Raw genomic sequence first — 20,728 nt, forward strand, 5'->3', positions numbered from 1 at the left:
TGCAACATTATGGATTAGGTAGATAAAAGCGCTAACGCGGCAGCTTGATCCATTGGTTTACCGTGATAATAGCCCTGAGTATTTGCAATACCTATCAATTGCAAAGCCTCATATTGTGCCAAGGTTTCGACACCTTCGGCTGTGACTCCTATACCGAGCCTATTTGCAAGCAAAGTGATACTTTCGACAATTGCGTGATCTTTTTCATTATCCATTAATCGGTTCACAAAACTTCTATCGATTTTAATGTTATGGATCGGAAAACGATGCAAGTAACTCAGAGATGAATACCCTGTACCAAAGTCATCTAAATGAATCTTAATACCCAAGGATTCAATTTGATATAATATTTTCATGGTCATTTCAGGGTCATTTATCAACACATTTTCGGTTATTTCAATATTAAAACAATGTGCCGGTAATGCATGCTTGTGTAACAGATTTTTTAGTTTGTCGACGACGTGATGGGTTGATAATAACTCACTTGAGACATTACAGCTTATAGATAAATCATGCCTATTGAGGATTTTTCTCCATTTTACAGTTTGTGCCATGGCTTGATCTATTACTAGGTAATCTATTTCAGCAATACGACCAATTTCTTCAGCCATACGTAAAAAAGTATCAGGTTCAATTAAGCCTTTTGTCGGATGATACCAACGCACAAGTGCTTCAAAGCCAGTAACTTCGCCGTTTTGTGTACTGATGATAGGTTGAAAATACGCAACGAATTGTTTGTCATCCAATGCTTGATTCATTTCATTACGCAGCCTCAACTGAGCCTTAGCCATTTGATGCATATCTGCATTAAATACCGCATAACAACCTCTACCACTATGTTTTGCATGATACATAGCACTGTCTGCGTCTCGAAGGTATTCTTGAGCGTCCATTAAGCTTTCATTGGCCAACACAATACCGATACTGGCGTTGGTAATAACGGACTCTTTTTTCAATATAAAAGGCTCAGCAAGTGCATGGTTAATTCGCTCTGCCAATTCAATAGCCTGTTGTTCGTCATTGATGTATTCCATTAACACACAAAATTCGTCACCGCCAAATCTCGCTAAAGTATCAGAATTGCGAATAACGTGATTCAGTCGTTCTGAAATTCCGACCAGTAATTTATCACCTTCTAAATGCCCTAAACTATCATTGACCAGTTTAAAGCCATCAAGATCAAGGAATAATAAGGCAAAATTGTATTTAGGACTCCGTTGGTATTGTCTAATTGCTTTTGTTAAAAACTCTATAAATAACGTTCTATTTGCGAGGTTAGTTAAAGGATCATGAAAAGCTAATTGATTGAGTTTCACCTCAGCTTGCTTTCTTAAACTAATATCAATGCACTGTATGAAAATATAATCAGGTAAACCATATGCGTTTTTTTGAACGAATACATTAATATAACAATAAAGCTCTGTACCATCCTTACAAACTAAGATGCGTTCAGTATCATAGGATGCAGATTTTACATGTTGAATGATTTCTAACTCACCATCACCGCCACTGCGCTCATCAAACGGCAGTAAATCAATATAATTTAACAGTTCTATTTCATCTTGGGTGTAACCAAAGGTTTGGCACATTGTGTTATTAGCTTGTTGTATTTCCCCGTCTAAACTCACCACAGCCATACTGATAGTCGAGTTTTCAAAAACATTATTAAATAACTTCTGACTTTCTATTTTTGCTAGCTCAGCTTTATGCTGCAAGGTGATATCTTGTACAGTGCCAGTCAGCACACGACCATCGTCACTAGCCTGCCCAGTTGAGTGCACATATTTTATATCTTGAGGAGAATGAATGCCGTTTATCTCATGGGTAAACGTAAACGCTTTGCCTTCGTTAATAAAACACTGGTAAACCGCTGTTATTTCATCTAGACCACTGTTGCTTAGACAATTAAACAAAGTATTTAAATTAAGCTCTTGTTGCTGAAATGGCGTTAACTGAAGTAAATAAATTAATTGATCAGAAACCGTTAACTTATGATTTTCAGTGTCATATTGCCAACTACCCAAACGTGCAACAGCTTGGGCATTAGTTAAGCTGTCTTGGCTGAATTGTATCTGCTGTAATTGTTGCTCTAATGTTTGATTTGCATCGGCAAGCTGTTTATCACGTTTAAGCAGGTTTTGATTCATGAGATTAAAAGAACGTGCTAATCGACCTAGTTCATCAGGACGATCTTCATCAATATGATCCGCTAGAAGTCCTTGTGTTAACGCCAATGTAGCTTGATTAAGCTGAGTTAAAGGTCGAGTAATTTTTTGTTTCATAACAACAAATAACACTAGTAATTCGATTGCTAGCGCAATGAAACCGGATATAAAAACGATCATCGCAGTATTTGAAGCCACACTACTGACAACGGACTTAGGAATAACGCTAACATAATACCAAGCAGGTCCATCTAATTTACTGACCATTAAATACGCATTCAAAGAAGGGAGTTCAAGCATCTGCTGATCATCTTCTGCATTGATTACAGTACGGTAAATGGACTTTAAATTATCATCACCATTGTGCTCGATGATAAAATTTCCATCAAATTCTTTTAACTGTTGAACATATTCTTCATGTGCAATTAACCTTCCATCTTCCCTAAAGATAAGGTTATAGCCACCTTGAGGCGCTTTATTAATGGTTCTTTTAAATAATTCATCCAATGACATATCATTACCAATTGTGGCAATGTGTTGTTGCTGGAAATATATTGGTGTTTCAATAGATACCATCCAAATATCAGATTGTTTATCAAGATAAACACCTGTCCAGACAGTTTGTTTCTGCGGATTATTTTCTTCAATGGATATTGCAAAATATTCTTCAAGCCGAATATCGAAATCAGCTTCAAGACGGTACGTAAAATCACCAATTGATGGCCAGTAAATGGTGGCAAAATTTTCAATACCGAATGCATAGGTATTAATAAATCGATTGCGCCAACTTTTACCATAATGACTGACAAGCTCATGTAATAAGCTAACACGATATTTCAATTCTTCAGTAATCTTGACATCTTTTGCGATCCACACCCCTGCGCTTTCTTCTGCATTGAATGTTTCTGGGTTGATTCGTATAGCACCATCTTCTTGAACGACTAGTTGATGCTCAAAAAACGACAGGGTTTCAGCGGTATTTAATGGTTGATAAGCATTCAAAATAGCTTGTTTTAGCAGTTTGTGGTTATCCTCAGCCAAAGTAAACACTTGGCTTTCCCTTGCTGCTCTTTCTTGGGTAAATGACTGCAGTTCAGCTAATTTGGTTGATTCCATATTGGAAAAAATATGGTAATAACTGATTGTTGTGACTAAAGAGATCACTAACAAAATTCTAATGCCAACAGAAAACAGAGTATGGCTGACAATGGACTGACTTGAATTTTTTGAAAACATGCCCATTTAGATTTCCTGTAATGATTTGTATTTAAAAAGTGCTAACTGAAAAGTTATTTTAATTTTAAATAGTATAGTAACAATCATACTAACAGAAATGAGCCAATGTTAACAAAAGGTTAAAAGCAAAATTGAACCTTATTGACTCATTCTACTCTATAGCAGCCTTTATAATCGGCTGAAGTTTCAGATAAATAAAAATCTTTAGACATTTAATATTTGATTAGCAATAACAGATTATGTTGAAATAAAAAAGGAGTTGAAAAATCTCTCAACTCCTTATTGAATAGAAATGATTTTAATCAGCGCGTTTACTTATCCACTTCGCCAAAGGCTGTGCTGACATACCATGTAAAATAAGACTGATAAAAACAGTACAAATTACAGTCATGGCAATAAATTCACCACCTGGTAAGCCCCTATCCAGCATAATAATCACGAACACAATTGATGCTAGTCCCCTAGGGCCAAACCATCCAAGGAACAATTTTGATGGCACATTTCCACCTTGTTTACCTAAGACTAAAAATATGGGTAACATACGAACAATGGTCAAGCTCAATAGTGCATAAATTAGCATGGTCCAGGTAAATTCATGAAACGCTTTACCAATCACCAAAGCGCCAAACAATAACCAAGTCAGTAATGCCATAATCTCACCAATACCTTCAGTTGGTAATAGGAGTTTATGTTTATGTTCTTGACATAAGTGACCAAATAACAAGCCACCTGAGAACGCTGCAATATAACCACTACCGCCAAGTTCTTGCGCAAACGCAAAAGACGCTAACGCCAAACTTAATACAATGTTTTGGCTCCAGACCTCAGTAATCCACCCCTTTTGATAACTCCATTTAATTAAATGGGCACCTATAAAGCTGACACTTAACCCTACAACTAACCCTATTCCTAATTCTTCAACTAGAAAATGCACTGCGAGTTCAGACACTTCACCTTCTGCGACACTGCCAGCAGCAAGTGCCAGAAACACAAACAAAATGGGGACACAAATACCATCATTCAAACCACTTTCAATATTTAATCCTTCACGTAACTTAGCAGGCACTATCGGGCTAGAAACCACCGCCTTACCTAATGCCGCATCGGTTGCCGCTAGCATGGTCGCTAATGCAGCAATTTCAAACAGACTTAAATCAGGAAACAATAAATACCCAACTGTGAATCCTAGTATGATGGCTCCGGGTAAACCATAAAGCAACATTCTCGTCGGTAAGTTTATATGACTTTTCAAAACAGATAGATTCGAATTAGAGGCATCACAAAATAATACTATAGCCAATGTGATATCAGCGAAAATACGGATCCCCATACCGTCCATATCTTTTCCAAGCCAACCTAAAACTGATGGTCCAAGTACAAAACCTACTACCACAAACACCATTGGCCCAGAAATAATCGAGCGTTCTATACGCCCTGCCACTAGGCTATAACACAAAACAAAAGCAGCTAAAATCGCCAACTCTATATACATTTATATGCTCCAACTTTCACAATAGGATAGTTAATATTTAAAAATTAAGTCTCTGATTACATTACATGTGGCATTCTATATAGGCAAATGGTTATTTAAATGGAAAGCGTTTGAACGAGGGTCTAGTAAACACGCAAGATAAAAGAGCCCACTAATAGTGAGGGCTCTTTTGGCTTAGTTTCTAGGTCATATTGATATTGCAAATTTACAGAAGTGTAAAATCACCGACAACTCGCGGTAAAAATAGCCTCGAAGGCTCAAACGTCACTGTAAACCTTACCCCATACTTTAGCGTCTCTTTTTTCACGGGGGTCATTAATCATTGGAATGGTGTATTCCCTAAATTTACTTTGAACCTATATTTTAATAATATCTCGGTGAAGTTTAACCTCAACTAGGGTGAGTAGATTGAGGTTATCTGTTTAAATTAGATAATTAGGAAAGTTATCAATATTGTTTAATTGCACACCTAAACCAGAGCTATCATCCAAAATAAACGTCCAATAGCTCTGAGTTTAGTCCTATTGTATGCATGTTCAACCAGCCGGCGCTTTTGCGTCGGAATGGGCATAACAAAGCTATTTGTCTAAAGCTGTTAAATAATAAAAGTCATATAGCGTGCGGCTAATTTCTGCAATTGCTCGATCCCTGTCCGCAGAGGGTGTGTTGCTGCTGTTGGTGAACACAGCGATAGCAAACCGGCGACCGTCGGGGAGCGTGATATAACCGGCGTCGTTGGCAACTCCGCCTAGGGTTCCGGTCTTGTGCGCTACGGGCGTTCCCTTCGGCAGCAATCCTTTGAGTCGGCCAGCACCGGTGCGCGTGCGTGACATGACGCCCTGTAGGAACTTACGGCTCTCGTCGCTCATCGCCGTGCCATTGTCGATGGCAAGTAAGAGTTTCAGATACGCATTGGGCGTTGTGTGGTCGCGGGGATCCGCCTCGAACTTTGGATTGGGATTAGCCTGGGCCGCCACCAGAGCTGGGTTGTTACTGATGGCCTCAACGATAGCTTCCGGGGTTACCGCTGGCACGCCGTAGAAATCCATGAGGATCCCGCTGACAGGCCGGTCGACTCTGAAATCTTTGATCCCGAGCCTGCGCAGGTTCTTGGTCACCGCCGCTGGTCCGCCTACCAGCCCCAAACAGACGTCGGTCGCCGTATTGTCACTCTCTGTAATCATCGCATATATCAAGTTCGCTACCGAGAACTGGACCCCTGGGTAAGGGAATCTCTCGGCAATCGCAACTTCGCCGGCAACATATATGTTTTGTGGAACGTCGACCATTTGGTCGAGGCTCAGTTCCCCCTTGTCCACGAGATCCATCACTTTCGTGGCGATCGCCACCTTGTAGGTGCTGGCCATGGCGAAGGTTTCATCGCCATTGACCGCGATGACCTGGTCGCCGCCAATTTCCTGCGCAGCCACACCAATGCGGCCAACCAGCCCCTGTGAAAGTTTCTCAATTTTCTGAGAAACATCTTTAATATTTTGTTCCTTAGCCAAGACAGGTTGCACTGCAACCAATGACGAGGCTATTACCATTAAAAGCAGTGCGATGTTTCTTTTCATTGGACTTATCCTTTAGTCTATTTAGTTTATTACGTTTATTACGTTTATTACGTTTATCAACTTAGAGTAGCTGACAATCTATTTCATCATGTTTTCCACTCTCTCTATTTTAAAAGCGACAGGGTTTGAAGCATGACTAATCAGTTAATTATTGAATAGTGTTTTTGTAGATCACACCATCTTTCATAATAACTACGAAGTTTTTATGCGGATCAGCTATCAGGTTAATATCCTCCAAGGGATTTCCGTCGACCAAAAGCAGGTCGGCATAAGCGCCTTCTTTAACCACTCCATTCTCGCCTGGATAGGGATCGCGAGGCCCAGAACGCTTCAATATTTCATAGTTCTGGCTAGTCGCAATCTTCAGCACTTGCCACGGCTCGAAATAGCGGGTGAGCTTCGCTAACTGAGCACCCTGACGCTCTGCGAGTGCAGGACTCCCCTGCGAATCAGTCCCAAATCCGATCAGCAAGTCATATTTTTTTGCTAACTTGAAGGCATTATCGGTACCTGAGAGCAGTTGCTGGTATTTCTTTTCCGCAAATGAACCGGGAGGCAGTGGGATGGCATCCTCATCGTTATAGAAGGGCTGCATGCAAACTGATGTGCCCTTTTCCTGCATCAGTTTTGCAGTTTCCTTGTCAATCATCTGGCCGTGCTCGACATTACGAACACCGCCGCGGATTGCGTTCTGGATCGCCTTCGCGGTATAGGAATGAACGGTCACATAGGTGCCCCAGTTCTCCGCGACTTCAACCGCTGCTGCAATTTCATCGATAGTGTATTGCGATACATCGAGTGGATCTGAAGGGGAAGCGACTCCTCCACCACCCATCAGTTTGATAAAGGCCGCCCCATGCATCAGGTTCTCGCGCACCCTCTGCATGACTTGCGCCCTGCCGTCTGCGATCGCGACCGTCCCCATCCTTTCTTGGGGAGTAAGATCCCGTGAATAGCTTTGAGGAACTTCAATCGGGCTACGGAAATCGGCATGTCCAGACGTTTGCGAGATCATCGAACCCGCAGCGTAGATCCGAGGGCCAACGAACAGCCCCTCGTCGATTGCCGCCTTTACATCAAATACAGGGCCGCCCACGTCTCTCACTGTGGTGAAGCCCCGCATAAGCGTCTTTTCTGACCCATGGGCTGCCACGAGATTCAGTTTGCCCAAACCCGCTGCAAACGGGTTGCCAGTCATATAAGCCCCCATGCTGTGCCAATGACAATCGGTAAGGCCAGGCATCAAGGTTCGCCCTTCACCATTAATGATGGTCACATTATCGGTTTGCATAACCATCAAGGGCTCTTTAGAAATTTGCTTGATTAGATTTCCTTCAACTAGGACATGCATACCCTTTTGGAGTGTTTCGGTTTTTCCGTCGAAGATATTAACATTGTTGATAAGCACAAGCGTTGGCACCTGTTGCGCCTCAGCCAATACCGGTTTAATTGCAACAAATGACGCACTTATTACAATAAAAAATAGTAGAATGTTTCGTTTCATGGGACCTCTCCTTTGGTCAATTACGTTTATCAACTGTAGTGGCTGACTATCTTTTTCATCATGTTTTCCAATCTCCATTTTTAAAATTTACAGGGTTTGAAGCATTACGAACCAGTCACCTAGTGAAGAGCGGTCAGAGCCAGAGCAGCAGGCCTCCTAGGAGTGCGAGTTTCTGGATCATTTAGCGCTCTCAAGCGTGAATACTGTCTTCCCAGCCTTAACTGTCTCCATCACCTTGATGTCCTTGATGGTCAATGGATCCACCTTGAGCGGGTTTTGGTCAAGAATCACCAGATCGGCAACCTTGCCAGGCTCGAGTGACCCCTTCCCGTCTTCCTCGAAGTACATGTACGCACCATTGATGGTGATCGCCTGCAGTGCCTCATAGGGCGTGATGCGTTCTTCCGGCCCAATCACGCTGCCAGTGCGTGTTATGCGATTCACTGCGGACCAGACGACGAACATCTGGTTGACCGGCGTCACACTATAATCGGTGTGGTTGGCCACGCGGATACCTTTGTCAATTGCCGATCGCATGGGACTAATAAAGGCCCCGCGCTCCTCTCCCAAGTTGGCGCGATGCGCATCTCCCCAAAAGTACGTATGGTTGGTGAAAAATGAGGGAAAAATCCGATACTTTGCGTAAGCATCAAGCTGATCGGGACGCATGACTTGGGAATGAACGATGACGGTGCGGCGATCCTTGGCTTTTGGGTCTTCCTTCATCTGATCGAGGGCATACTCATGACCCGCCAGCATCAGATCGACCGCGGCGTCACCATTACAGTGAGCGTACACCTGCACATTGTTCTGGTAGCTGAGCAGCATAAGCTCTTTGACTTCCTCGGCGGTCAGTGCTGAAACACCGCGGCAATCCCCATGGCAGTGAGGCACCGGCGTTAGATAAGGCTTGCTGAGGTAAGCCGTCTTGCCTTGCGGTGAGCCGTCGATGGTAATCTTGATTCCGGCCAGTTTGACGCCTTTTTCGTAAACACCCCACTGGGTGTTGCCTTCGGCAATCAACTTCTCGGCCACAGGTTGGAAAACCAGACCCACAAAATCCAGGCTCATATCGCCACGCTCTGCCACCGCGCGAAGGACTGGCAGGTGCGATTCCTGCAATCCGCCCTCTTGAACCGTCGTCACCCCGTTTTGGGCGTAATACGCAAAAGCTTTCGCCAACTTCTTCGCAGATTCGTCGATGGGGCGGTCCTTTACAATAACGTCAAGAAACGGAAAGCGGGCGTTTTCCTGCAACTCGCCGCTGGGCTCGCGGCTGTTGGGCAGCCTTACAATCACGCCGCCCGAAGGGTCGGGTGTATCCGCATTGACGCCTTTGGCCTTCAGGCCGGCCGAGTTCACAATAAAAATGTGGCCGGATACATGAAATAACAGCACCGGCGTGTTGGGAAATGCCTTGTCGAGATCGGCGGCTGTTGGATGACGCTTCTCATCAAGCAGGGACTCATCGTAGCCAGAGCCTATCAACCACTGTGTTTCATCTGCGCCGAGTGCCTTCTGTTTGTCCTTCAACGCCCGAATGATGTCGTCGAAGTTTTTGGTCGAGCCTACAGGAGCCGATGAAAGATCAGCCCAATCCTGGCCCTCAACATGCAGGAAGATGTGGCTGTGACCATCGACGAAGCCAGGCAAAAGTGTTTGACCTGCGAGATTGACCTCGTGTGTGTTCGGCCCCTTCCAGCGACCTGCGCCGGAAATCGCTCCGGCGAATGTAATCCTGCCGTCTTTTACCGCGAGCGCCTCGACATAGCGTGGCGCTTTGCCTTCCATCGTCAGTATGTCGCCGCCAAAATAGATCGTATCCGCGGCCTGCTGCGTGGACACCGAGGCGGTGCCAACGGATTGTTCTTGCGTTGTCCGGCCGCAGGCCGAGTTCAAGGTAACCGCCGCGAAAACCGCAAGGGCTACAATAACATGACGATACTTCATATTAAGCATCTCCTTATGTGAGACAAGCTTTGGGGTGTTCTTCACCTGCACAGGCAATTTTTAAGCCGTTTTCGGTTTTGCCGTTGCAGATAGTGGCGTTCCTGCATGCCTATGGGCTAAATGCGCGGAACGCCTTTACTCTTAAGCGCTCATCAAATCACGACTGATTTGGGATAAAGATTCTTGGCTCAATATCTATTTGGTCTAAGCGGCCTTTTTCCAAAACAGGGAAGCGAATTGGCTTGCCTGGGAACACTTTTTGCACCACAGAATCTTTCACCACTACTTCACCATTAACCAACACATAAGGCATTCCGGTAGTTGGTAGCGCGCCCTTGCCGGCTTCGTAGGTAGAGTTGTCTCTTACAGTATCGGGATTAAACACAACAATATCCGCATCCATACCTTCTTGCATGCGTCCCTTGGTTTTAAAATGAGGAATGCCGCCTAACTCATCAAAATATTTAGCATGCAAGTAGCTCATTTTAGAGATGGCTTCCATTAACGGCATGATTTTTTCTTCACGCACCATACGAAGTACCTTGGCGCGGGTACCTGCACTGCGTGGGTGAACTGATTTAGCTTCATAAGAAGAATCCCAAGGGTAGTATTGGCCTTTTTCATCTTGAATTGCCATCCCGTCTGAGACAATCACCACTCCTGGCATCGCCAACCATTTAGCAATGGCTTCTTGTGGATTGGTGTAAATAACTACCGCTCTGCCGGGATCATTCTTACGAACGTCATCATACATTGCTTTATCCCAACGAGTGCCATCAAGGTTGGCAACATCTGAGTAAGTAATACCCATTGAGGCCATACCTTGCTCGGTGATCACATCAGTAGAAGCAATAGTAGAGCCAGCCGAATAAGGGTAAACCTCACCCCATACCTTGGCGCCTCTTTTTTCTCGTGCATCATTTATCATAGGAATGGTGTATTCCCAGTCCATGTTGGAGTTCAGATGTACTGCCATAAAAGGTGCATCCAACACCATGGCGTTGGCCAGCATTTCCTGCACCCCCAACTGCCCCTCATTAGGCGGTCTGATCCCCGCAAAACGCACATGTCCATTGGAAATACGCCCATATTTTGCCGCTAACTCTTGATATTTATACAATTCGTACTGGGTAACACCGGTAGTCATGTAACCTACAGGAATGCCCACACCCAAAGCGCCTTGGCGAAGACCTTCATCAACATAGGCCATAATCTGAGTCATTTCCTCTTTGTTTGGCAAAGTTGCACTCCAGCCTGGCTTGCGGCCCTGTTTTTGAGCCTTTGCCGCGGAAGCAGGAACCACTGTAGTGAATAGCGTGCCCATTTCATTTCCAGCAGCCGCTATTTCAGGACCGTCTAACACATGTGCCCTAGCAAGCGTTGCCAACACCACCATACCGTAGTTAGCCTGGGTTTGCCCCTCTTGAGCCGCATACCATTTAGCGATATCGCCAGCGCCCGCTTCGAAATCCATCTGAGTGGTTAAACCATCGCGCAAATTTACCTTGCGAGTGAACGGATCGGTTCCATGCTGATGCCCCTCAATAAAACCTGGGGCAACAACATGATTTTTGGCATCGATAACCTGTTTGCCTTTAATCACATCTTCAGTGATCACGACAATTTTGCCATTTTTAACACCGACATTTCGCACAGCATCGAAGTTAGTTTCAGGATCCATCACTCGGCCGTTATTGATGACCACATCGTAGGTTTCTGATACGGCTGAGAAGGATAAAGCCGTCCCTAACACCGCCATTAAACCAACTGCTGTCAGCTTAATTTTAGTTTTAACATTTATATTCATCGTAATTTCCTTGTTAAATGCCATTTATAAATTTAGATCTTTAAAAAACTATCGCTACTTGTTTACTGCACTAATTTTCAAACCAAACTTGAGTCACTCTTTAAATCTATAAAACATTGATGCTCGATGCTCGGATCGGCTGACCGGGAAAGACATCCTTCAAAACCTTGGAGTCCTTGACAACGATCTTGCCATTGACGATGACGTAGGGAATACCCGTCGATGGTAAGGTCCCCATCTGCGGTGTCGCGTTGTCTTTGATAGTGGCTGGATCGAAAATTGTCAGATCCGCGTCTTTTCCCAGCTGAATCCGTCCCTTGTTAGACATTTGCACAACACCGTTTTCCTGCAGGAATTTGGCCGGCATGTAGGTCATCTTGGAAATTGCAAGCATCAAGGGCATCAGATTATCTTCACGTACCAACTTAAAAATACGCGCATGTGTACCCGCACCTCGGGGGTGAGCATTGACAGATTCATAAGGCGTGTCCCAACTTTTAGGCAGAGAACCATCCAGCTTGGAAACACCGGGAAACGCATCGCTGCCTATGAGGGAAGTCGGATGGGAAAGCGCCCAATAGAGGTCTTCTTTCTTGGCATTTTCAAATGTTACGTTAGTGGTGGGAGCATCTTTTTTCAATTGCTCGTAGGATTCCTTAGTTAACGGCTGCATGGTCGTCAGGTTGATAATGTCCTTGTAATCATGACCCATGTTATTTTGGTAATTGTCCGGTTCGAGATAGTCCGCAGCGACGATGCTGGAGCCATAGGTATAGGCATAAATTTCAGACACCACAGGTATACCTTTCCTAGCTGCGGCATCAATGAGAGCCTGCGCCTGCTGTGTTTGACTCAAAGTCTGCGCTGTCATGTGAGCGACAACCAGGCCGCCGCCGTATGCCTCTGCGGCCCCCAGCTGTTGCAGCACTCCTGTTAAACCGTCATTGGGCGGTAGTTGTCCAGAGAAACGACCGTGCAAATAAACAAAACGGCCGTACTTTCCCGCCAGTTTTTGGGCACCGATCCCTTCTTCCGTCCTTGCACCGCGGACCATGTAGCCAGGCGTATAACCAACGCCAAGGCCACCCTGCTTTAATCCCTCTTCCACCAAAGCGATAATTTGATCCACTTGCTGGTCGGTAGCAACATTCTTGGACCACGCCATGGTGAGATGGGCCTCATCCATTATCGAGGCATCATTGATGAGTGCTCCATCAAAGGTTTTATATTTGGGGTTGAGCACTTTCTCACGAGCCGCCTCAAGGCTGGCGGATGCGCCGTAATTGGTTTGCGATTTCCCCTTCATTCCCTCATACCAAAAATTAATCGGAAGCACTCCAAGCTCGAGTTCCAGCGGCGTTGTTACACCATCTCGCAACGCTAGTTTTTGACCGAACGGTGTTGATACATTGTGACTATGTGGATCGATAAAGCCGGGGGCGACAACATGCCCATTGGCGTTGATGGTTTCTTTACCGCTGATTGCCTTTTCAGTGATAACCACAATTTTGCCATTTTTAATACCGACATTGCGAACACCATCAAAGTTAGTTTCAGGGTCCATTACTCGGCCGTTATTGATAACGACATCGTAGGTTTCCGATACAGCAGAGAAGGATAAAGCCGTCCCTAGCACCGCCATTAAACCAACTGCAGTCAGCTTAATTTTAGTGTGAACTTTTATATTCATCACAATTTCCTTGTTAACTTCCATTTAAAAATTTGAATATTTTAAAAACTATCGCTACTTCTTTACTGCTCTGATATTCAAGCTGAACTCGAATCACCCTCTAAATCGATAAAATGTGGCTGATTGAGTTCAGCTTTGAACCCAAGTTTAGTTATGTTGTTTTAGCTGCGCACCTGCACCAGAGTCATCGTCTAAATGCGCCTCTACTAGATCAGGGTTTAAACCAATAGTATGTTGATTTAACCAACCCGCTCTTTCAATTGGCACAAACCGTCCTTTAGCTTCAACAGGATATCTAATCGCTTGGCCCGCTTTAACTGGTAGCACTTCACTGTCTTTTACGACAAGCTTACCGTTAACAACCACATATGGGATACCTGTGGTAGGCGTTCCATGCTCACCGACTTTAAAGCTAGAGTTGTCGGTAACCGTTTTAGGATCAAAAATGGTGATGTCAGCAATTTTACCTTTTTGCAGACGACCACGTTCTTGCATAGCCACAAGCCCTGAATCACCTAGGTGTTTTGCTGGCCAGTAACTGGCTTGTGAAATGGTAAACATAAGTGGTACACCCTGCTCACGCGCCATACGTAAAACAGCACCGCGGGATCCTGAAGTGCGTGGATGACCACGATATTCGCTCCAATCTGCATCCCAAGGTAATAATTTGCCATCATCACCAACACCAGCCATAGCATCACTGGCAATCGTCATATGTGGCACAGCTAACCAATGATTCATCCACTCTTTACGATAAGGAAACTCAACCACAACTGAGCGACCGGGATCTTTTTTCATCAATGCAGCATAGGTTTCATTGGTGAGGTATTTATTATCAATAGGGTCGTAAATGGTATCTTCATAACGGTAACCGCGTTTTTCTACCCACTCAGCAGGACTTAAAAAAGCAGCCGTAATAGCGGTTGAGCCTGCGGCATAAGGGTAATATTCTGACCACATATTGAGGCCTTTTTTACGAGCAAGTTGTAATTTCTCTTCAATTTCCCACCAGCCATAATCATTGTTATGCGCCATTAATAAAGGCGCATCTAACAACATCGCATTGGTAAACACTTCATCAAAAGCAATGGGGGCTTCTGTTGGTGTTTCAGATAACAGATGGTATCGGGTATGAACCGATGTGTGGCGGCCGTAATTTGCACCAGCCTTTTGGCCGATAAACAACTCGTAGCTAGTGATCCCTTTGGCCATATAAGCAATTGGCGCAGCAATACCAAGGGCACCTTGGCGTAAATCCTCATCCACTAACGACATAACTTGGTTCATCTGCTCAATGGACGATTTAGTTTCGGCCCAACCTTGCACCCCATCCTGCAACGCCTTGGCGGCATAAGTTGGGATATTAGAAAAATCGATGGGCGCTTTTAGATTTGTCTCTGGGTCATGAATGGCCATACGCGAATATAACAAACTGGCGTTAGTACCATAGTTTACCTGCCAACCTGTCTTGGCTTTTTCGTCATACCAACCTTTGACGTTAAATGAACCCGCTTCAAGGTCCATACCGGTAGTGACACCATCTCTTAAAGCCATCTTACTGGCGAACAGGTCAGTCGCATGATAATGGGTATCGATAAATCCTGGTGCTACAACCAAGCCCTCTGCATTAATGGTTTCAGTGCCACTGATTTCCTGCTTGGTAATGATTGCAATAAGGCCATCTTTAATACCAATATTGGCAACATTATCAAACTGAGTTTCAGGATCCATAACTCGACCATTATTGATAACGACATCGAAGGTTTCGGATATTACTGAGAAGGATATTGCGGTACCTAAAATGGCCATTAAGCTGAGCGCAGTTAGCCTGAGTTTAGTTTGAACTTTTATTTTCATAATAATGCCCCTGTAAAGTTTAATCTCAACTAGGTTGAGGTTGTCTACTTAAAATAAGTTATGCCAAAAAGATTATTAATACCGATTTAATTGTGCACCCGCTCCTGTGTCATTATTTACATATATTAAAATATGAATTTTTCACTTTGCACAAAAATCCAGTACGACAAATATGCCGTACTAGAAATCGAGTATTTAAAGGCTGCAATGAGATTAATATTGACCTGATCCAGCCTCTTTTTGTTAATGGAAATCAGGCATACCTGTTGAAAAGGTATTATTCCACGATTCTAGTGAAATAGGTTCGAAGCGCGGCTTAGTTTCAGGTTCAAAGCGGATCGGCTGTCCCGCAAAAACGGGAAGTAGCTCATCATCACGCACAGTGACCTTACCATTGACGATAACCGCTTTCATACCCGTTGAAGGGATCGCGCCCTGTTGATAGGTTGAATTGTCTTTGAATAATTCAGGGTCAAAAACAACGATATCGGCAACCTTACCCTCTTGGATACGACCGCGCTCTTGCATAAACTTCAGCCCCGTATCACCTAAGTGTTTAGCCGCGTTGTAACTCAGAATAGACATCAGTTGCATCATCGGAATATTGTTATCCCGACCAAGACGAATTGTCGCACCACGGGCACCGGCCGTGCGGGGATGGGTGCCACCTAACTTCGCCATCGGGTAATCCCACGCTGCGTCGTACGGCGTGGCAGCCGTTGCATCACTGGCCATGGTTACCCCTTTCAGCGTCAGCCATTTTGCTTCGTCTTCGGCGGGCATCTTGAAGATCACAATCGGTTTCGTTGGTTCAGATGCGACGGTAGCCTTATAGGTCTCTAACGTGTAGTACTTACCGGTCTCCGGATCGAGCATGGTATCTTCGTAGCGGTGGCCTAGATCGTCAACCCAGCTCTCAGGCTTCAGGAACGATGCATTCATCGGGGTGGAACCGGCAGCATACGGGTAAATTTCACCCCATATATTGTGACCTTGCGCTTGAAGCCCGGTAATCATTTCGTGCGTCACGCGCCAGCCGGGGTTGTTGAAGTGTAAAACGATCGCCGGTGCGTCGAGCGCTAGCGCATTGGCAATGAGTTCTTGCGCGCCGTTAACCTCTGTGGTGTCTGTGCCGAGCGTATAGCGGGTATGAGCTCCGGTCGCGCGGCCATAGCGTGCGCCGACTTTCTGCACCTCGAACATCTCGCGTGAAGATACCCCTTCTCGCATATAGCCCACAGTACTGCCAATACCAGGTGCGCCAGCCTGTAGCCCCTTATCAATCTCTTCGAGGATCTTGTTACCTTGCTCTAAAGTCGGACGCGTCACGCTCCACCCGGTTTTCTTGCGGGTTTCAAGAGCGGCTATGGGACCGTTTAGCAAGTAATCGCCGTTTGACCCGTCGATAACCTTCGCGCGGGCAAATTCGTGACTCACCGCACAGCCGTAGTTAGCACCAGCCACACCTTCGCGCGCCTTGTACCACTTTTCAATATAGGATCCCGCACAGCCCATCTCTAAATCCATGCTGCTGGTCAAGCCGTCACGCAGCCCAAGGGAATAGCCGATCGGCATTTGAAAATGAAAATGGGTGTCGATAAACCCTGGCGCGACAATTTTTCCTTTCGCGTCGATAGTTTCTTTACCCTTCATACTTTTTTTAGAAATCGCAACGATTCGGCCGTCTTTTACAGCGACATTTGCTATGTCATCAAAGAGGGTTTCAGGATCTATCACCCTACCACCATTAATAACCAGATCGTAATCTTGTGCATATATAGGGGAAGATGGCAGTATATTCAACAACATTGAACAAACAACTAAATAGCGCTTTTTCATACAAAATCCTTTCGTAATATGATCATTGAACTCATGGTACTTAACAAAAATAACAATTAAAATTAAATACTTATTAGTTTTTAGCCGCATTTTACATATTAAGATATTACCAATACCTAAACAAGGTTAATTTTGAATTCCTCCTTGAACCAAACATGGCTTACAATTAATGATTGTCCAGTTATAGCACAACTTTCAAAGCCCGCTAAAAACACAGCTGCTTTTACTACATCCTCAAGTGAAGTGAGCTCGCCGTCAACAGTAGCTTTTAGTTATACATTGTGAATAACTTCATCTTCACTTAGCCCAAGTTTTTTTGCCTGCTACGGTAATTGCTTCTCAACTAAAGCGTTCTATCATAATCAGGTAAAATGACATTAGCATTAATGCCATGAGGTGCAGCCTCCTTTGCTACAGTTCGGCACAAGCATCTATGACCTCTAATCATATGCAGCTTGTCGCACCTGTAATAATGGCAACTATCCCTTTTACACTCATTATTCACCTCAACTGTAGTTTGAATGACTCTCAAATGTGGAATACCTTAAAATAAGATTAAATTCCTAAACGCAATTATTCAATGACCCAAATGGATATTTTCATTGTTAAAGCTGTGTTTTAAATGATGTATGGCAAAGTATCAAAAAGTGGAAGAGCTATTTTGTATGTGGCAACTTACCATTTGGATGTTGCTGACATTTAGCGAGATAATAGCCAACAAAGCCATTTGAGCAGATTATTTAAGTATTAGCTGATTGTGGTATTCCGTGGATTAGCGCCAAAAGCAAACATCAATGATGTTAAACGTGGGTATTATTTCTCTTCATCAGACATAGCATGTTTTATTTGTTCGCTATCAAAGCCTTTACGGCTTAAATAAGCATAGGCTTTAGACTTTTGTTTGTAATCAGATAAATCGTAACGTTTTTTTGCTAACTCATTTTTACAACTGAGGTAAAAATCAACTTCATCCGTTAATGCTAATTGGTACAGGGCGTCTTCAAATTCACTCATATCTATCAGCCGCTGTTTTAGCTCCTGAAAAATTAATGTTTTACCCTTACCTTTTTTATACAGCTTAATAATTTCAGCCTTTAAATCGACTTTATCGGCTTTTATGGCCAATTTACTTCGTAAAGTGTCCCGCTGCGGATGCTGTGCGAATGCATATTCAATTTCAACACGCGAAAACCCTTTGGTAGTCATTTGGCTAAAGATTTTCTCTCGACTAGTATGATGAAAATCATCAAACTTACTGAGCAGTCTTGATGTGGCCAAAGCATAAGAATCGATATTTTGCTGTTCCATCACTTGTTCAATCGCATTATCGATATCAGTAATATTTAGCCCGCGCAATTGCAATTTACGTTTTATTGCACCTTTACCCAATTGATTGCTAAAAGCCAACTCGCAATAACGAATAGCAAACTCATAGTCATTTTTTAAATAACCATTATCAACTAACTGGGTGATAACGGTTTCAATCCACTGTTGATTGTCTGTTTTTCGTTCAAGCTTGGTGCGGATTTCATTAATGGTAAAGTCTTGTTGACCAAGGTGCCAATAAGCATTACTGAACACGTTATCAATGGTTTTGGCTTGGCGTAATGTCTTTTGCTGCATGAAGAATTATTTGACCGATTGAGTAAATGACCAGTTTAGCAGAACTCATTTGTAGCTCAAATCCACTATCAAGATTACTAAAATTAGAAGGTTGAGGCTGAATTTATCTTTGAATACAAAAACGGGATTGGTTTAAGAAGCCAATCCCGATTGTCAAAAATGAGTAGTGATTAATTCGATATATATTAATTAAATATTTATCAACTCAGTGATGGTGTGCGAGGCGGGACCATGCGCTTATTGCCTGTTGCCTCAAACGCCCCAGCCAACCTCAGTAGGTTGTTGTCGTCATAAGCACGGCCTGCAAAAGTCAAACCCACTGGCATGTCAATATCAGCCATAACGCCCATCGGCACAGTAACGGTCGGAACACCTAAATGGCGAATAGCAAGATTGCCGTTAGCCACCCAAATACCGTTGCTCCACGCAATATCTGCAGACGCAGGATTTACATGCGCATCAGCAGGTCCAACATCAGCCACCGTTGGGAACAACACAGCATCAAGTTTGAGTTCGTCCATCCAGTCTTCCAGATCCAGCTTACGGGTTTTTTCTAAACCACGCAGTCCATCCGGAATGCTATCAATTTGGTTATAGGATTTTAGACCCCGTTTAGCCATATTGACATACTCATCCATGCCTGCGGCAAGATCTCCCTCACGATTCGGCAAGGTGCCAAGATCATGCGGGAAAATCAAATAACCATTCACATCTTCCAGTTTATTCAATTTAGGATCATTATTGGCACGTAAAAACTCATCAAAAGCCCAGCCTGATAATGCCCACAGCTCATCATCAAGAAATTCTGGAGTCACAATGCCGCGATTGAATACCGTCGGCGCACCTGGGCGATCACCTTCGCAGTTTGACACCAACGGAAAGTCCACTTCAACCACTTCAGCTCCGGCAGACTCAAGCGCTTTACGGGCAGCTTGCCAAAGATCAATCACCGATGCGCGGGTATTAATGCGCTGGCCAGTAGGACCACCTATGCCTGGATTTTCACTGGTGCCAGCCAATTCGTCCTTGTTGATGTACATGCGTGGCACACCAAAACGTTTGCCTTTGAGGGAGTCAGCTTGCGCTGCCAGATCTAAATAAGATTGTGGACGCACACTTGATGCTTTAGGGATGTCTACCCAAGGCTGTAAACGCCATAAGTCGCCACGGGTAATAGGATCATCAGCAACAATAACATCTAGTACTTCAAGCATATCTGCCATTGTACGGGTATAAGGCACCACAACATCCATAGTCGGTGTTAACGGCCAGTTACCGCGCACAGAAATAACGCCCCGTGACGGAGTATAGGCACACAAACCATTATTTGATGCAGGCCCACGACCGCTCGACCAGGTTTCTTCTGCTAAACCAAAAGCAGAATAACTTGCAGCCGTACCGGTGCCAGCGCCATTTGAAGACCCCGATGCAAAGGGTGCTGTTAAGTAATCAGCATTGTATGGACTTTCGGCGCGACCATAGTGACCGCGTTGCATGCCACCATTTGCCATAGGAGGCATATTAGTTTTACCTAAACATATGGCTCCAGCCTCGCGAAGACGCTCGACCGCAAAAGCATCGTATTGGGCTACTAAATTTTTAAATGCAGGACTGCCAGATGCGGCCGTAAGCCCCTTCACTAAATAACTGTCTTTTGCAGTATAAGGAATGCCATCAAGTGGGCTCAGTGTTTCGCCTTTAGCGCGGCGCGCATCAGAAGCTTCAGCCTCTTTTATGGCGTCAGGGTTGTGAACCACTAGCGCGTTTAGCTTGGTGTTTGTTGCTGGGCCGTCATAAGCTTCCACCCTTGCGAGATAAGACTTAACCAGTTCAACTGCTGTGGTACGACCGGACTCTAGGGCGGCACGCAGCTCAGCAATGGAAACTTCAGTTACTTCAAACATGTTACGACCTCTTATTGAAAGGCAATTGTGTAGAAGATCAATGCTCTAAAAGATAGATATCATCAAAGACAGTGATTAGTGATTAGT

At 44.3% G+C, this 20,728-nt stretch carries 11 protein-coding genes; all 11 read right to left on the reverse strand.

What is annotated here, in order from left to right; translation table 11 throughout:
* Nucleotides 1–14: 14 nt before the first annotated feature.
* The 11 genes from ORI98_RS09270 to ORI98_RS09320 all read right to left on the reverse strand — a co-directional run bounded on the left by ORI98_RS09270 (nucleotide 15) and on the right by ORI98_RS09320 (nucleotide 20,641).
* Entirely contained in the window at nucleotides 15–3,407 is a 3,393-nt protein-coding gene (locus ORI98_RS09270) for an EAL domain-containing protein (protein ID WP_306135037.1), read from the reverse strand.
* A 292-nt stretch (nucleotides 3,408–3,699) separates the two neighbouring features.
* Entirely contained in the window at nucleotides 3,700–4,893 is a 1,194-nt protein-coding gene (locus tag ORI98_RS09275) for a sodium:proton antiporter (RefSeq protein WP_306135038.1), read from the reverse strand.
* Between the two features lie 578 nt (nucleotides 4,894–5,471).
* A complete protein-coding gene (gene bla, locus ORI98_RS09280) occupies nucleotides 5,472–6,467 on the reverse strand; it encodes a class A beta-lactamase (protein ID WP_371931140.1) in 996 nt (331 codons plus the stop codon).
* 148 nt (nucleotides 6,468–6,615) lie between these two features.
* Nucleotides 6,616–7,971, reverse strand: a complete 1,356-nt coding sequence (locus ORI98_RS09285) for an amidohydrolase family protein (RefSeq protein ID WP_306135039.1) — start codon at nucleotides 7,969–7,971, stop codon at nucleotides 6,616–6,618.
* Between the two features lie 177 nt (nucleotides 7,972–8,148).
* Nucleotides 8,149–9,921, reverse strand: coding sequence for an amidohydrolase (locus ORI98_RS09290; RefSeq protein ID WP_306135040.1), 1,773 nt, complete (start codon nucleotides 9,919–9,921; stop codon nucleotides 8,149–8,151).
* 157 nt (nucleotides 9,922–10,078) lie between these two features.
* Nucleotides 10,079–11,728: an amidohydrolase family protein gene (locus ORI98_RS09295; protein ID WP_306135041.1), complete on the reverse strand. Its 1,650-nt coding sequence runs from the start codon at nucleotides 11,726–11,728 to the stop codon at nucleotides 10,079–10,081.
* 106 nt (nucleotides 11,729–11,834) lie between these two features.
* Nucleotides 11,835–13,418 carry an amidohydrolase family protein gene (locus ORI98_RS09300; RefSeq protein WP_306135042.1) on the reverse strand — a complete coding sequence of 528 codons (1,584 nt, stop codon included), beginning with the start codon at nucleotides 13,416–13,418 and terminating at the stop codon, nucleotides 11,835–11,837.
* 147 nt (nucleotides 13,419–13,565) lie between these two features.
* Nucleotides 13,566–15,275, reverse strand: coding sequence for an amidohydrolase family protein (locus ORI98_RS09305; RefSeq protein WP_306135043.1), 1,710 nt, complete (start codon nucleotides 15,273–15,275; stop codon nucleotides 13,566–13,568).
* A gap of 243 nt (nucleotides 15,276–15,518) precedes the next feature.
* Entirely contained in the window at nucleotides 15,519–17,114 is a 1,596-nt protein-coding gene (locus ORI98_RS09310) for an amidohydrolase family protein (protein ID WP_306135044.1), read from the reverse strand.
* A gap of 813 nt (nucleotides 17,115–17,927) precedes the next feature.
* Nucleotides 17,928–18,737: a RecX family transcriptional regulator gene (locus ORI98_RS09315; protein WP_306135045.1), complete on the reverse strand. Its 810-nt coding sequence runs from the start codon at nucleotides 18,735–18,737 to the stop codon at nucleotides 17,928–17,930.
* A 200-nt stretch (nucleotides 18,738–18,937) separates the two neighbouring features.
* Entirely contained in the window at nucleotides 18,938–20,641 is a 1,704-nt protein-coding gene (locus ORI98_RS09320; protein WP_306135046.1) for an amidase, read from the reverse strand.
* Nucleotides 20,642–20,728 lie beyond the last annotated feature (87 nt).

It is taken from the genome of Shewanella sp. ULN5 (genome assembly GCF_030731885.1).
In the GTDB taxonomy this organism is placed as follows: Bacteria; Pseudomonadota; Gammaproteobacteria; order Enterobacterales; family Shewanellaceae; genus Shewanella; species Shewanella holmiensis.

Bases quoted from the DNA above. Each gene is read 5' to 3' on its own strand.
- ORI98_RS09275 (WP_306135038.1), bottom strand. From the start codon at position 4,893: ATGTATATAGAGTTGGCGATTTTAGCTGCTTTTGTTTTGTGTTATAGC.
- ORI98_RS09320 (WP_306135046.1), bottom strand. From the start codon at position 20,641: ATGTTTGAAGTAACTGAAGTTTCCATTGCTGAGCTGCGTGCCGCCCTA.
- ORI98_RS09270 (WP_306135037.1), bottom strand. From the start codon at position 3,407: ATGGGCATGTTTTCAAAAAATTCAAGTCAGTCCATTGTCAGCCATACT.
- ORI98_RS09310 (WP_306135044.1), bottom strand. From the start codon at position 17,114: ATGAAAAAGCGCTATTTAGTTGTTTGTTCAATGTTGTTGAATATACTG.
- ORI98_RS09315 (WP_306135045.1), bottom strand. From the start codon at position 18,737: ATGCAGCAAAAGACATTACGCCAAGCCAAAACCATTGATAACGTGTTC.
- bla (WP_371931140.1), bottom strand. From the start codon at position 6,467: ATGAAAAGAAACATCGCACTGCTTTTAATGGTAATAGCCTCGTCATTG.
- ORI98_RS09305 (WP_306135043.1), bottom strand. From the start codon at position 15,275: ATGAAAATAAAAGTTCAAACTAAACTCAGGCTAACTGCGCTCAGCTTA.
- ORI98_RS09285 (WP_306135039.1), bottom strand. From the start codon at position 7,971: ATGAAACGAAACATTCTACTATTTTTTATTGTAATAAGTGCGTCATTT.
- ORI98_RS09290 (WP_306135040.1), bottom strand. From the start codon at position 9,921: ATGAAGTATCGTCATGTTATTGTAGCCCTTGCGGTTTTCGCGGCGGTT.
- ORI98_RS09295 (WP_306135041.1), bottom strand. From the start codon at position 11,728: ATGAATATAAATGTTAAAACTAAAATTAAGCTGACAGCAGTTGGTTTA.
- ORI98_RS09300 (WP_306135042.1), bottom strand. From the start codon at position 13,418: ATGAATATAAAAGTTCACACTAAAATTAAGCTGACTGCAGTTGGTTTA.